Origin of the sequence: Pukyongia salina, assembly GCF_002966125.1 — a bacterium.
In the GTDB taxonomy this organism is placed as follows: Bacteria; Bacteroidota; Bacteroidia; order Flavobacteriales; family Flavobacteriaceae; genus Pukyongia; species Pukyongia salina.
Genome location: NZ_CP027062.1, coordinates 2772296 through 2786379, shown reverse-complemented (window position 1 = coordinate 2786379; position 14084 = coordinate 2772296). Strand labels below are relative to the sequence as shown.

Annotated in this window: 14 protein-coding genes; 7 read left to right on the top strand and 7 right to left on the bottom strand. The window is 41.8% G+C overall.

Translation table 11 applies throughout. The features are described 5' to 3' along the window. Nucleotides 1-30: 30 nt before the first annotated feature. The 3 genes from C5O00_RS12530 to C5O00_RS12520 all read right to left on the bottom strand — a co-directional run bounded on the left by C5O00_RS12530 (nt 31) and on the right by C5O00_RS12520 (nt 3381). Nucleotides 31-741 carry a YiaD family glycine zipper/OmpA-like lipoprotein gene (locus C5O00_RS12530; RefSeq protein ID WP_105217172.1) on the bottom strand — a complete coding sequence of 237 codons (711 nt, stop codon included), beginning with the start codon at nt 739-741 and terminating at the stop codon, nt 31-33. Beyond that, complete coding sequence (locus tag C5O00_RS12525) at nt 741-1220, bottom strand: lipocalin family protein (RefSeq protein WP_105217171.1); 480 nt, start codon at nt 1218-1220, stop codon at nt 741-743. The genes C5O00_RS12530 and C5O00_RS12525 overlap by 1 nt, the downstream gene beginning before the upstream one ends. Before the next feature lie 154 nt (nt 1221-1374). After that, on the bottom strand, nt 1375-3381 hold the full coding sequence (locus tag C5O00_RS12520; RefSeq protein WP_105217170.1) for an alpha-ketoacid dehydrogenase subunit alpha/beta: 2007 nt from the start codon (nt 3379-3381) through the stop codon (nt 1375-1377). A 124-nt stretch (nt 3382-3505) separates the two neighbouring features. On the opposite strand from C5O00_RS12520, the gene C5O00_RS12515 reads away from it, so the two are divergent. The 5 genes from C5O00_RS12515 to C5O00_RS12495 are packed head-to-tail and all read left to right on the top strand — an operon-like array spanning nt 3506 to nt 7403. Next, on the top strand, nt 3506-4456 hold the full coding sequence (locus C5O00_RS12515; RefSeq protein WP_105217169.1) for an isopenicillin N synthase family dioxygenase: 951 nt from the start codon (nt 3506-3508) through the stop codon (nt 4454-4456). Next, a complete protein-coding gene (locus C5O00_RS12510; RefSeq protein ID WP_105217168.1) occupies nt 4456-4782 on the top strand; it encodes a translation initiation factor in 327 nt (108 codons plus the stop codon). Before C5O00_RS12515 ends, C5O00_RS12510 begins: the two co-directional genes overlap by 1 nt. Continuing rightward, nucleotides 4779-5651 carry a nucleoside phosphorylase gene (locus C5O00_RS12505; RefSeq protein ID WP_105217167.1) on the top strand — a complete coding sequence of 291 codons (873 nt, stop codon included), beginning with the start codon at nt 4779-4781 and terminating at the stop codon, nt 5649-5651. Before C5O00_RS12510 ends, C5O00_RS12505 begins: the two co-directional genes overlap by 4 nt. After that, nucleotides 5648-6499 carry a substrate-binding domain-containing protein gene (locus tag C5O00_RS12500; RefSeq protein WP_105217166.1) on the top strand — a complete coding sequence of 284 codons (852 nt, stop codon included), beginning with the start codon at nt 5648-5650 and terminating at the stop codon, nt 6497-6499. The genes C5O00_RS12505 and C5O00_RS12500 overlap by 4 nt, the downstream gene beginning before the upstream one ends. Nucleotides 6500-6557: 58 nt before the next feature. Beyond that, nucleotides 6558-7403, top strand: a complete 846-nt coding sequence (locus C5O00_RS12495; RefSeq protein WP_105217165.1) for a glycoside hydrolase family 25 protein — start codon at nt 6558-6560, stop codon at nt 7401-7403. 192 nt (nt 7404-7595) lie between these two features. On the opposite strand, the gene ung is transcribed toward C5O00_RS12495, so the two are convergent. Continuing rightward, complete coding sequence (ung, locus tag C5O00_RS12490) at nt 7596-8267, bottom strand: uracil-DNA glycosylase (RefSeq protein ID WP_105217164.1); 672 nt, start codon at nt 8265-8267, stop codon at nt 7596-7598. Nucleotides 8268-8316: 49 nt separating this feature from the next. On the opposite strand from ung, the gene C5O00_RS12485 reads away from it, so the two are divergent. Together C5O00_RS12485 and C5O00_RS12480 are read left to right on the top strand one after the other, a co-directional pair. Continuing rightward, the gene (locus tag C5O00_RS12485; RefSeq protein WP_105217163.1) at nt 8317-10476 is read left to right on the top strand and encodes an endonuclease MutS2; all 2160 of its coding nucleotides are present in this window, start codon (nt 8317-8319) and stop codon (nt 10474-10476) included. A 2-nt stretch (nt 10477-10478) separates the two neighbouring features. Beyond that, nucleotides 10479-10883, top strand: coding sequence for a thiol-disulfide oxidoreductase DCC family protein (locus tag C5O00_RS12480; protein ID WP_105217162.1), 405 nt, complete (start codon nt 10479-10481; stop codon nt 10881-10883). Here the strand turns inward: C5O00_RS12480 and C5O00_RS12475 are convergent, their stop codons facing one another. The 3 genes from C5O00_RS12475 to gshB are packed head-to-tail and all read right to left on the bottom strand — an operon-like array spanning nt 10884 to nt 13906. Then, nucleotides 10884-12047: a peptidase MATCAP family protein gene (locus tag C5O00_RS12475; RefSeq protein WP_105217161.1), complete on the bottom strand. Its 1164-nt coding sequence runs from the start codon at nt 12045-12047 to the stop codon at nt 10884-10886. A 3-nt stretch (nt 12048-12050) separates the two neighbouring features. After that, complete coding sequence (locus tag C5O00_RS12470; protein ID WP_105217676.1) at nt 12051-12878, bottom strand: N-formylglutamate amidohydrolase; 828 nt, start codon at nt 12876-12878, stop codon at nt 12051-12053. Continuing rightward, nucleotides 12878-13906, bottom strand: coding sequence for a glutathione synthase (gene gshB, locus C5O00_RS12465; protein ID WP_105217160.1), 1029 nt, complete (start codon nt 13904-13906; stop codon nt 12878-12880). Before gshB ends, C5O00_RS12470 begins: the two co-directional genes overlap by 1 nt. Nucleotides 13907-14084 lie beyond the last annotated feature (178 nt).

Below are 14084 nucleotides of genomic sequence, written 5' to 3'. Positions count from 1 at the left end.
GACATCGGGATTAATAATTATTACTATTGATTAATTACCCTGGGCTTGCTTCTGGGCTTCCTTCTTCATTTTCTCATTTGGAACGATGGCAATATTCACCCTTCGGTTCTGCGCCCTACCTTCAACCGTGCTATTGTCTGCTATCGGACTGGTCTCCCCGTACCAATCTGTTGTAAAGCGCGAAGCGTTCAGTCCTTTGGTTTGGGTGAAATAATTAGTTACGGAATAGGCGCGGTTCTTGGAAAGAGTCATGTTATACTCATCAGAACCCGTACTATCGGTGTGACCAACTACCAATACGTTGGTATCCGGATATTCAATCAGCACACCGGCAAGCTTGTCGAGCGTAGCCTGTGATGCTGCATTGATATTGTATTTGTTGGTCTCAAAATAAACACCGCTGTTCTCATCGAAGGTTACAACGATACCATCGTCGATGCGCTCTACTTTTGCACCCGGGATCTCCTCTTCGATCTTTTGAGCCTGTTTGTCCATTCTGTCACCGATGATAACTCCAGCGGCACCACCTACAACACCACCGATAACTGCGCCAGCTTCACCGTTGCCTCCTTTCCCCACATTATTACCGATGATAGCACCCAAAATGGCACCTCCGGCGGCACCAATTACGGCACCTTTTTGTTTATTGTTTGCATTCTTTGTTGCTTCGCAGCTCCCAAAACTTCCCACGAATAATACCAGGGTTGCCACGATCACTATGTTTCTTATTATTGTCTTCATTATTCACTGATTTTAGAAAAGTTCATATAAATTGTAAAAGGTTTGCCTTCAAGGTTTACAGTTTGTTCCCACTGCATAGCCGAGTTACTAAGTTTTGCCAGCCGTAGCCTGAAACCAACATTGTTTTCAGATTTTTTCTTTTCGTTTGTTGGTTTTAACAGGAAATCATACAAACCCGTTGTTGGATCGATCTCCTGAATGGCGAAGATAAAATAACGCTCCCCGGTGGGACAGTTACTGTCTTCTATGGAATAATTTCCCGTGTTGTTATTTGGAATAAATCTCCAGTTACTGCCTTCAAAACACTCCTTGGAAGTGTCATCAAGTAATTGAACATTGAAGTTTCCGGATTCACTGTAAGTGATCTCATCCAAACTCCAATACCCCTTTATAATCTTTCTTGATTCCTGAACCGTTTTTGGCGTGCCACAGGAAAAAAATACGGCAGCCAGAACTGCTAAAGTGATGGTTTTTCTCATTGTTAAGATTTTAAGTTGATGTAAGGTTTGCTCGCTTCATAGCCATTTTAAGGTATCTGAAGCATCTTTTTATAAAAATAACAAATATTACGATGAAAAAAGAATAAGTAGCTCTTTAATCCTGAAACGGTTACTATAGCCGGATTTGGTACATTTAGTACCTTAGAAGTTCGAGTAGTTCCTGCTTGAATTTTCGCTTCGACAAATAAATAGTCTCAAGATTAGCAGCAAACGGAATAGGTGTGTCCAGACTAGCTACTCTTTTGATCGGGGCATCGAGAGCTTCGAAACATTCATCGGCGATCATGGCTGCAATATCGGAGGCAATGCCGCCAAATCGCGAATCTTCCTGAAGAATGATCACCTTCCCCGTTTTCTTTACCGAATTGAATATAGCTTCGGTATCCAGAGGAGCTAAAGTCCTGAGGTCGATCAGTTCTGCGGAAACGGCATCCATGGTTTCCAGCTCTTCTATAGCCCAGTGCACGCCGGCACCATAGGTAATAATCGATACATCCTTCCCTTCTTTTAGCAGCGCGGCTTTGCCCAGAGGTATGGTGTAATAATCGGTTGGCACCTGCTGTCGTACACTTCGATATAAAGCCTTATGCTCGAAGAAAAGCACAGGATTAGGATCTTCTATACTTGTTGCAAGTAGTCCTTTAGCATCGTACGGAAATGCCGGATACACCACTTTCAAACCAGGAGTATGGGTGAACCATGCTTCGTTCGTCTGACTGTGAAACGGACCTGCTCCTACCCCGGCGCCACAAGGCATACGAATTACCACATCTGCATTCTGCTCCCATCTGTATTGGGTCTTGGCGAGATAATTAACAATAGGATTAAAGCCCGAAGCAACAAAATCTGCAAACTGCATTTCCATAACAGATTTAAATCCGTTGATAGAAAGCCCCATTGCCGCAGAGACTATGGCAGATTCGCAAATGGGCGTATTGCGCACACGTTCCTTTCCGAATGCATCCAGAAATCCTTCTGTGATCTTAAAAACACCACCATATTCGGCGATATCCTGCCCCATGATCACTAAGTTTTCATGCCGCTCCATAGACTGTTTCAAGCCTTCCGAAATTGCATCTACGAGTCGTAATTCCTGAGTCTCGATATTTGGCTTAACTTCTTGATATACAAACTCTTTAAATACGTCATTTAACTCATTACTTTCGGAAGAATCTATAGGGTCTTCGGCAAAGGCGATATCAAGATTCTCGTTGATCTCGTGTACAATAGCAGTTTTGATCTCAACTTCCTTTTCTTCGGTTAAAATGTTTGCATTCCGAAGAAATTCTGCATAATTGGTGATGGGGTCTTTTGCCGCCCATTGATCCATCAGATCCTGAGGTACATATTTAGTGCCACTTGCCTCTTCATGCCCGCGCATTCTGAAGGTCTTGAATTCTATCATTACCGGCCTGGGGGTTTCCCGCATACTTTCTACGATCTCCTTGAGCCTGGTGTACACCTCTAAAATATTATTTCCGTCTATAATGTGTGTCTCCATGCCGTAACCCTTACCCCTGTCGGCCAGATGCTCGCAATTGTATTGTTCGGCGGTTGGTGTGGACAAGCCATAGCCGTTATTTTCTATGCAAAAAAGCACGGGTAGTTGCCATACCGAGGCAACATTGAGAGCCTCGTGAATATCGCCTTCACTCGTACCACCTTCACCGGTAAAAACGGCGCATACCTGTTTGTTCTTCTTTAAGAGATTACCCAGGGCGATCCCATCTGCAACGCCAAATTGGGGTCCGAGATGTGAAATCATTCCTACTATCTTGTACTCCTGGGTTCCAAAGTGAAAGCTGCGGTCACGACCTTTGGTAAAACCGTTAGCCTTTCCCTGCCATTGAGAAAACAACCTGTTTAGAGGGATCTCACGCCCAGTGAAGATACCCAGGTTTCGGTGCATGGGAAGGATATATTCATCCTTATTCAATACTTCACATACACCCACTGCGATAGCCTCCTGGCCAATACCGCTAAACCATTTGGAAATTTTACCCTGGCGTAACAGAATGAGCATTTTCTCCTCGATCAGCCTGGGTTTTATCATTTTTTCGTAGAGAGAAAGTAAAACCGAATTATCCAGTTTCCCAGGATCGTAATCGAATGCAATTGTAGAAGAGGATGTTTGAGCCATGTAATGCAAGAATGAAGTTCAAAAGTAGAAAAAAACCCAGTCTGTAAAAGAAATTTTACACTTTTTTTATCTTCGGAAATAGCCTTATAATTTGGTATCTTTGTGTATTAGAAAATTAAACCCGATGAATAATATACCCAGTGTAGACCTGGCCGATTTCTTATCGGACGATCCGAAAAGAAAACAAAAATTTGTTAATGAAATTGGGAGTGCTTACGAAGAAATTGGTTTCGTGTCCCTGAAAAACCACTTTTTAAGTGACCGCTTAGTTGAAGAGCTTTATCGAGAAGTGAAAGCTTTTTTTGCGCTACCCGTTGAAGAAAAGCTGAAATACGAAATTGAAGGCCTTGGTGGACAGCGAGGTTATGTCTCCTTCGGAAAAGAACACGCCAAAGGAAAAAAAGAAGGTGATCTGAAAGAATTTTGGCATTTTGGACAAGAACCCGCAGCAGATGCGGCACTCCCCGAAGAATATCCGGAAAACGTTATCGTTACCGAACTACCCGATTTCAATAGAATTGGGATGCAGACCTACCGAATGCTTGAGAAGACCGGAATTTATGTTTTAAGAGCCCTGGCCTTGTATATAGGGCTGGAAGAAAATTACTTCGATCATTGGGTTTCGAATGGTAATAGTATCCTGAGACCTATCCACTACCCTCCTATCACCGAAGAGCCCAAAGGTGCTGTACGTGCCGGCGCACATGGAGATATTAACCTTATCACTTTACTAATGGGGGCCTCTACTGGCGGACTTCAGGTATTGCGTAAAGACGGACAATGGATAGATGCCATCCCGGAAGAAGATGAGCTGGTGATAAATGTTGGCGATATGCTGGAACGGCATACCAATAATAAATTGAGATCTACTATACACAGGGTTGTAAACCCGCCCAGAGAACAATGGGGTACGCCAAGGTATTCTATTCCCTTTTTCATGCATCCGCGAAGCGATATGAAGCTCAATTGCCTGGAAGAATGTATAGATGAGGATCACCCAAAGGCCTATGAGGATATCACTGCAGGTGAATTCCTTCATCAGCGATTGGTAGAAATTGGCCTGATCAAGAAATAATGGATTTACAGGATCAATTAAAAAATCTTTTTCCGGATCATGTCCCATCAGAATCGCCGGAAAAAAAAGAAGAACCTGCCTTTTGGCTGCAGGAGGAGCCTCTTATATGTAAATACGAGAAGCGAAAAGGAAAACCAATTACCATAATCGAAGGATATAACGGGGCCACATCAGATTTTAAACAGCTTGCAAAGGAATTAAAACAGCTGCTAAGTGTTGGTGGTAGTTTTAAAAACGAGCAGATCATCATTCAGGGTGATTATCGGGATAAAATCATGTCTTTTCTGAAAGAAAAGGGATTCAAAGTAAAACGTGTAGGTGGATGAAAATACTCGAATCTGAACTCATACTAAATCCCGACGGAAGTATATACCACCTCAATCTAAAGCCCGAAGACCTTGCCTCCACTATTATAACCGTAGGCGACCAGGAACGAGTTGAGCAGGTATCCTGCTATTTTGAGAAGATCGAAGTAAAAAAGCAGCACCGGGAATTTAAAACGCATACAGGTTTTTACAAGGGCAAGCGAATTACAGTTATATCGACGGGAATAGGCCCGGACAATATCGACATCGTTTTTAATGAACTCGATGCGCTGGTCAATGTAGATTTCGAATCCAGAACGTTAAAGGAAAATTTAGGGGCTTTGGAGATCGTGCGAGTTGGGACCTCAGGTGCGATGCAGGCAGATATTCCCGTAGATAGCATCATTGCAAGCGAAGTGGGAATAGGTTTTGATAATCTTTTGCATTTCTACGAGGTACCCGACCAGCTTTTCGACGAGGAATTTTCGGAAGCATTTCAAAAGCACACAGGATGGAACGCGAATAACTCCAAACCTTATGTTGTGGCGGCAAACCAGGAACTCCTTACTAAATTTACTTCCGAAGGGATTAAAAAAGGAATAACTACTACCAATGTAGGATTTTATGGCCCACAAGGACGTGTATTGCGTTTACCGCTGCAGGATCCCGAAATGAATAGAAAGATTAGTTCCTTTCTTTATAACGGAAGACGGATAACCAATTTGGAAATGGAAACTGCCGCTATTTATGGAATGTCCGGATTGCTTGGGCACAAAGCACTTTCGCTAAATGTGATACTGGCCAACCGGGCGAATGGAAGTTTCAGTAAAGACCCCAAAATGGCTATCGATAACTTAATAAAAAAGACTCTAGATAAATTGGTGCAATGAAAAAATTCCATATTGGTGGGGTACCGGAACATTTCAATCTTCCCTGGTACTTAACACTACGTGACAAATCGTATACTAAAGAAGGGATCAATCTTCGGTGGAAAGACTTTTTTGGAGGTACTGGGGCCATGGCAACTGCCCTGCGTGAAAAAGAGATCGATCTGGCTGTGATCCTAACCGAAGGAATAATTAGGGACATATGCAATGGTAGCGACTGCTCTATTGTTCAGGTATTCGTTGCTTCCCCATTAATATGGGGTATTCATGTTGCGAAAGAAAGTAATTACCATAAAATTTCGGATCTAAAAGGGAAAACCGCAGCCATTAGTAGATACGGATCGGGCTCTCATCTAATGGCCTTTGTGAATGCAGAGAACCAGGGTTGGGATACTGGCAGCGATCTAAAATTTGAAGTGATACGAAATCTCGATGGTGCCCTGGAAGCCCTTCCAAAAGGAGATGGAGATTATTTTATGTGGGAAAAGTTTACCACCAAGCCTTATGTAGACAACGGGCCTTTTAGAAGTGTTGGCGAATGTCCTACTCCATGGCCATGTTTCGTGATCGCGGTACGTAATGATATTCTGGAAGATGAACCGGAGGCAATCCAAAAGATCCTGGAGATCATTAACAATACAACCGCCGATTTTAAAGAAATACCACGTATCGCGCACATGATTGCAAATAGATACGATCAAAAGATAGAGGATGTAATCGAATGGCTTTCCCTAACCGAATGGAGCCAGGAGAACCTTAGTTTTGCACAAGTAGAACGAATTCAGCAAAAATTACATCACCTCGATCTAATAGAGCAAATTGTTCCTCCCGAAAAGATATTGTATATTTAAGAGGTAAATCTCCCCGATTTCATTTTGTGTACTGGTGTGAATTAAATCATTTATAAAGATGAAAACACATCACTTCTATTATCTTACCCTTACACTTATACTCCTGGGAGGGGGTTTGCTTGTTACTCTTTTTATTTCTGAAACGATCTTTGCTAAAGATCTTGCCGAAAATACCGAACGTATCATTGTCGATCCCGATCTTACAGCCGGAGGTGGCCAGCGAGACAGCTTTCAGGCGTCGCATTATGCAGATACCACCGCATACTTAAAAGGCATTGATATATCCAAATATCAAAAAGATATCGACTGGTCCGGCCTGTCTGATAAGATCACTTTTATTATTTGTAAGGCTACCGAGGGCAGGACTTTAATGGATTCGGAGTTCGACTCAAACTGGAAGAACATTGAAAAAGCAGGCCGATACAGAGGAGCCTATCACTTCTATAGGTCTAACGACGACCCCGAGGTGCAGGCCGAATTCTTTTATAGTACTGTAGGTGAATTGGGAGCGAATGACCTTCCAATGGTGCTCGACATTGAAAGTGGGAGTCTTGTAGGAGCTGTTAACAAAACCAAACTCACGGCAGACCTGTTAAGCTTCTTACAAACCGTAGAGAAACTTTCAGGCAAAAAACCAATGATCTATTCAAATTCATATTTCGCTTCCCAGTATCTCAATCGGGAGGAATTTGCCTCTTATCCTTTGTGGGTCGCAGAATATACCAGTAAATCTGAACCAACCATTCCTTATTTCTGGTCGGCAAAAGGCGGGTGGTCTTTTTGGCAGCGATCTGCTTCTTACGATCTCTCTTCTGTTGATGGAGAGGTAGATTTTGATATTTTCAACGGGAATATGGAAGCGCTAAAGAATTTTATATCAAGTACTTCGGAAGAAGATCAATAATTTTTTAAAAACCTACGCAACCCTTTCACATCTTAAGAATCTTACTAGAGTAAATAGTAAGTTTATGACCACTTTCTTAATCATACTGGGGGCCTTGCTAGTAACAAATTATCTTTTGTTGCAGTTTAGTTGTAATGATGCAACCGAACCCGATACTCCGGACGAAGAATAATCTGCTTCCCCTCTTCCAATTTATAATTGCCAACCTATTGGCTGTTTTCCTTTTTCCGTTAAATATGCATTTGTTTTGCTGAAATGTTGGTTTCCAAACCAATACCCTCTGTTGGCACTTAAAGGTGATGGATGTCCGCTGCTGAGTACCAAATGCCTGGACGAATCGATACGCGCTCCTTTTTTCCTGGCATAACCACCCCATAACAGAAAAACCAGATTCTCACAACCTTCCGAAAGAGCGGTAATGGCCGCATCTGTAAATTGTTCCCATCCCTTGTTCTGGTGACTCCCTGCCTGATGCGCCCTTACGGTGAGTGTTGCGTTGAGTAAAAGGACTCCTTGCTCTGCCCATGATTGCAGGTTACCATGATCGGGCGGACTTACACCCAGATCATTCTTCAATTCTGAAAATATATTAACCAGAGAAGGCGGCTTCGCAACCCCCTCGCCCACCGAGAAACAGAGTCCGTTCGCCTGTCCATCACCATGGTACGGATCCTGCCCCAAAATAACGGCTTTAACTTGCGAAAACGGCGTATGATCGAAAGCCGAAAAAATCTCCCTTCCCGGAGGGAAACACTTATGCGTAGCGTATTCTTTCCTCACGAAGTTGGTTAGCAGTTTGAAATAATCCTTATCAAATTCTTTACCAAGGACCTGCTTCCAGCTTTCTTCAATATTTACATCCATTATCCGTATTTTTGTAATCCAACAGCTAAAATTACAGCATTATAACGGAATGGTTCGAATTGATAAAAAAACATTACAGGATTTAGAATTTCCATCCGTTTTGCAGCAGATCTCAGAATTTTGCATTACAGATCCTGGTCGAAATGAAGTGTTGGCTATAGTTCCTTATAAAGACACAGAATCTATCCAACCGGAGTTGTATCGTGTCAAGGAATTTACTGCTTCTTTCGATAATGAAAATCGAATCCCAAATCATGGTTTCGAAGCGATCTCCAACGAATTACACCTTCTGAACATTGAAAATAGTTCGTTAGAAATAGGTGCTTTCAGAAGAATACTTTCCGTTTCAAATACAACCAAAGAATTGTTAGCCTTCTTTAAAAAGTATAACGAATTCTATACCCAACTTTATGAGTACTCCGGAGATGTGGATTACACCAATAGTATTTCCGAAGCAATAATTGCTGTTATCGATCGCTATGGCGCGATCAAGGATAGTGCTTCAAGTGAACTGGCTGCTATCCGGAAACGTTTAAATGTAGTAAAGGGACAGATCAATTCGTCGTTTACGAAGGCTCTTAGCAGATACTCCTCTTCAGATCTCCTGGACGAGATAAGGGAATCTGTGGTAGACAACCGAAGAGTACTCGCTGTTAAGGCCATGCACAGGCGAAAGGTAAAGGGAATGGTCCTGGGACAATCCAAGACGGGTAGTATTGTCTATATTGAGCCACAAGAGACCTTGGAATTTGCAAACGAACTAAGTAACCTTGTCTATGAGGAACAAGAAGAAGTTAAACGCATTCTTAAGGAGTTAACCGACTTTATACGCCCTTTCAGGGAAACCTTATCCGGCTATCAGGAATATCTTACCAGGATCGACGTTTTTTATGCTAAAGCGCGATACGCCATCGATATAGGCGGGAATTTACCTTTGTTGAGTTCAGAAAAAAGGCTTTTCCTGAAAAATGCCTATCACCCACTCCTTTTAGTTTCCAACAGAAAACAAAAAGCAAAAACCTTTCCTCAAACCATCGAACTGGCCCCTGATAAAAGGATCATTGTAATTAGCGGCCCAAATGCCGGGGGTAAAAGTATCACGCTAAAAACGGTAGGGCTATTACAACTCATGTTACAATCGGGTATGCTGGTACCGGCAGATCCGTTGAGTGAGTTTTGTTTCTTCGGAAGGGTATTAACAGACATAGGCGATAACCAAAGTATTGAGAATCACCTAAGCACCTACAGTTATCGTTTGAAAATGATGAATCAATTTCTGAAAAAATGTAAGAGCGATACACTTTTTCTTATCGATGAATTTGGCACCGGTAGTGACCCCGAATTGGGAGGTGCTTTGGCCGAAACATTTCTGGAAGTATTTTATGAACGGGAAGCATTTGGCATTATAACCACCCACTACACCAATCTAAAACTGCTGGCAAACGAATTACCCAATGCCGTTAATGCCAATATGCAATTTGATAGCAAAAGCCTTGAACCTATGTTCAAATTGCACCTGGGTGAGGCAGGGAGCTCTTTTACCTTCGAAGTAGCTCAGAAAAACGGAATTCCGTATAGCCTGATCAACAAGGCCAAGAAAAAGATCGAGCGAGGTAAAGTGCGTTTTGATAAAACAATAGCTAACCTTCAGAAGGAGCGATCCAACGTTCGTAAAACGGCTGCCACCCTGGAGACTACCGAAAAGAAAGCCAGGGAGGAAAGTAAACAACTGGAGCAGATCAATGTAAAACTTCAGGATAAACTGGAAAGCTACCAGGAATTGTACGACAGTAACATGAAATTACTCACCCTGGGTAAAAAGGTAGATAGCCTGGCCGAACGCTACTTAAACAATAAAAAGAAAAGGGAGTTGATCGATGAATTGGTGAAGTTGGTCATGATAGAGAACAGCAAACGAAAGAAGCTTCATCCTAAGAAAAAGAAGGTTGTGAAAGCTAAAAAGAAGAAACTGGAGGAAGAGGTAGAAAAGAAGGTAGCGGTGATCCGTGAGAAAAAAGTGAAAGCAAAAAAAGAAGCCAAACAAGCACCACCTCCTAAACCAAAAGTTGCTTTGAAAGTTGGAGATCGGGTGCGGATGATAGATGGTCGTGCGGTAGGGACCATCGATTCTATAGAAAAAAACAAAGCCATTGTAAATTACGGGATGTTTACCGCCGATGTGAAGATGGATGAACTTGAGAAGGTTTAACAATGAAGGCAACAACAAATAAAATAGTACTATTCGACGGTGTGTGTAATTTGTGCAATAGTGCCGTACAGTTTATGATCAAACGCGATCACGATGATCGCTTTATGTTTGCGGCCTTGCAGGAAGAAGCGGGCCTTGCGCTTACAAAGAAATACAACATCGACACCTCCAGGATAGACTCTATTGTTCTTATCGATAATGGAAAAGCGTATGTGAAATCGACCGCAGCCCTTCACATAGCCCTTTACTTAAAGGGATTGTGGCCCTTATGTCACGGAGCACTCATCGTACCTCGTTTTATACGAGACGTTGTGTACGATATCATTGCTAGGTATCGCTATAAATGGTTTGGAAAAAAAGAAAGTTGTATGATTCCAACACCCGATATAAAGAGAAAATTCCTCTAATTATTTCAGGTTCTTTAGAATAAATTCCAGGTTGACGTTTTTATTCTCATTCTTTTCGAAGGCAAAATTCTTGTATTTGATTTTATCTGCCAACCCCATTTCCAGCCATCTGTTTACTACGTTAACATATTCGAAAGTTACTTTACCGGCTAACAGTGGATTGAGATCTTCTCCCCTGTGATACGCATCGTAGATCTTTTTTAGGCCGGTTAGGTAAAGGTAATCTTTGGTGAATCCTCCACCCCTGTGGGCTCTAAGCGATATAGTGTAGGCTTCATCTCGGTTGAGTTTGTATTCGTTATGCAAAAGATCGAAGGTTGCCCGGAAATCGAATCCCTTGCGTAAACTGTCTGTAGCGAGTACGCGATACGATAATTCTTTTAGGCGATAAAGAGTGAGACAACCACTCATATATTCACTAAATACAGCCATTCCTTCCTGAGTTTCGAGATTTTTCGGGAAACCATTGTGGAAGATCTTCAAGGGTTGTGCGAGTCCGTTGAAAGTTGTTACTAAGTGTACACCAATCTCATGATTTGCAAGAACTTTAAGCTGATTGGCGCTAAACAGGTGGTTCTTTTTTAGCACCAGCGTTTGAGTACTATTTGTAACCATCGCCGCTGCCGAGATCTTTGTGGAATACTTCAGGTCGAATTCAAAGCCGTATTTTCTGGTGAATTCCTGAAAATATTCTGCTGCTTCCTGGGCACTAAAAACAGGAAACATTTCCTGATCGTATTCTTCGTCTTCGAAATGCAGAATGAATTTTGCATTCTCGACATCTTTCTCGGTTGGGGTTCCGAAGGACTTTAAAGAATTAAAATAAAATTTACTGCCCTTACCTATCGATTCAATACACTGTATTAATCCCGAATAATCATAGATCACGTCCCTGTAAAAGTTTCGTGTTTCTTCATCCTTGATGCTGTCTATGTCTTGTGAAAACAGATGTTGCTGAACCTTATGAGCATCGAAATCGATTTTTCTATAATGAAACCGCGGGTTGCTATTGTACTTGGATGAAAAGAAATTACGCTTTTCCTGTTCGATATTTGTTGGGTTGATGTAATTGAGTAACTCGATCTTTTTCACCAGGTTATTCAAATTATTATCGATGCGCACCACATTGGGATGGCGTGTTACTATGGCTTCAGAGAGCGACATAAATTAATTGTGTTCTTTATAAAATGAGTTTGCGTGTTCCTCTATCTGGGTCTTCAGCTGAGTTTCTATGGCTGAAACAACCTCAGGGAATATGATCTGTTGTAATTCATCACAATAGATCTTTTTGAATTCGGTAGCCAAAACTAAGGTATTTCTGAAGGTTTTCGTAATATATTTCAGGAAATAACCATTTCCATAAAATGTATCATTGATCTTAGAGCTGGTCTCCTCAACTCCCGGGAGCTGGAGCCGTGACAACGAGTGACGCCAGAGTTCTACCGAATTACCGTAACGTTCATTGTCAATGTTTGAAGTACCCAGATTTATTACCGGCACTTCCCTATCCCATCGTTTCCAATTATAACTGTGCATATCGTAAACAACGATGGTCCCAAATTTTTGTTCCAACTTCTCTACGAGAGCGTGAACTACCTTGTAGAATGCAGCATGTTTCGCCAGGCTCTTTTCTTTCATTGCTGCGGAAAGCGGCGATTTCCATAATTTCTTGCCCCAGGCATCTTCAAATATAGCATTGGCCGGATCTCTGTTTAGATCGTATTCAAACCTGCTATCACAACCTGCTATTACTATAGGAAGTGTTCTAACAAATTCTTTGGTACAGGGGTCTTCCTCATACCAGCGGTCGTATTCGCTATGATAACAATTATCCCATAGTTTTTTTCTGAATTGATGTCCGTCATGTACGGCACCACACAAATACGGAACGTACGTATCGATTTTCAAGGTAAATGAGTAATCTTCCGAAACAGCTTCGAAGATCTCCTCATTTTTTATGCGTGCTATGATTTCGGGAACTGAAAGTTTTATCATCATGCGTCACTCACATGTTTACGAAGTTTTTGACGACGTTCGAAGGCATTGACCCGTTCAAGTACTTTGTCTTCAACAAAATCGATCACCTTTTCCTGAACCTTAGTCTTATACACCTTGTTCATATAGGTTATTCCGCCGGGAGACATTACGTTTACTTCCACCAACATTCCTCCTATTACATCTATACCTACAAAATACAAACCGTCCTTTACCAATTTTGGGCCTATCCTGCGGCAGAGCTCTTTTTCCTGCTTGGTAAGACTGTGTTTCTGAACCGAGCCACCCGCGCTAACGTTAGATCTGTGATCTTCATCTCCCGGCACACGCTTCATGGCACCAATGGGTTGCCCATTTAACATCAAAATACGAACATCTCCTTTGTCTGCCCCATCAATATAGTCCTGGAGGATCACATAATTACTGGTTCCGTCCTTATTATCAATATAGAAATCGAGCAATGAATTTATACTTTTCATAGCCCTCTTCTCAATAAGTATCACGCCAGACCCACCGTAACCGTTAAGAGGTTTCAAAATCATTTTATCTGGCCCCTCACGGATCACCTTTTTTAAGTAATCCTTATTCTTGGTTACATGAGTACGCGGGATGATCTCATTCTCTTCATCCTCGAACACAGCCGTGTATAATTTATTGTTGGCTCGCCTTATACCGTCGAGATCATTCATAATGAACACATCGTCCTTCACACTATCCAAAAAATTAAGCATGATCATATCCAGGGGTGGATTACTCCTAAGTACGATCACATCAAAACCAGCCATAGGCAGCATCTCGTCATAGAATTTGGTACTGTTATGAAAAGATTTCAAGGTTTTACCTATCTTTTCAGATCGTATTACACATTTACAAAATGCAAAGGCGACACTGTCGCGAATTGTTAGATTAGCCGGAGTAGTGATGGCCATTCCGTGCCCCCGTTTCACAAATTCGTGGATCATTGCTAGAGTGGAATCATTATCGGGATCCATCTCCTCCCAGGGATACATAATAAAGCAAACGTTCATGATTGGTTCTTTAGAAAATAAATATACTAAATCTATTTACTTTGTAACAAGAAATACTAAATTGTGCGAAACGGATAAAAACAGGATCGTTACCTATTTCGATTAGGTGAGATCGTTTTAAATGGACGGTTATCCAAGGTTCAAATTATTTTAAAATCTCAATTCAGCAGTAAAATTT